This is a genomic window from Acidovorax sp. sif0632 (genome assembly GCF_019218805.1).
Classification (GTDB): domain Bacteria; phylum Pseudomonadota; class Gammaproteobacteria; order Burkholderiales; family Burkholderiaceae_C; genus Acidovorax; species Acidovorax facilis.
In genome coordinates this window covers 1-255 of record NZ_JAHUWW010000023.1, presented here as the reverse complement: position 1 = coordinate 255, position 255 = coordinate 1, and the positions used below count along the sequence as shown (strand labels likewise).

The window sequence follows — 255 nt, the reverse complement described above, 5'->3', positions numbered from 1 at the left end:
ACCTGGGGGCCAGTGAGGTGGATGCGCAGGGGCTGGGCCTGCGGCCAGGGCTCGGAGGACAGGGGCTGCAAATCTCGGGCGAAACGCTATCGAACTGGAGCGACGAAATCGACGGCGGCATCGCCCTGAACGGCAGCATGGCCCCCGAAACGCAAGCCATCACCGAAGCAGTGGTGGGCAAGGGCCAAGGTCCGCTGGCGGCATTGGCAACGGCCGGACTGGACAAGCAGCAGCAGATAGCGGCCTACGGTCAGT

1 protein-coding gene is annotated in these 255 nt (G+C 66.3%); it reads left to right on the top strand.

The genetic code is table 11. The features are described from left to right. The coding region (locus tag KW832_RS25970) for a hypothetical protein (RefSeq protein ID WP_218301941.1) at positions 1-255 on the top strand (255 nt) is incomplete at both ends.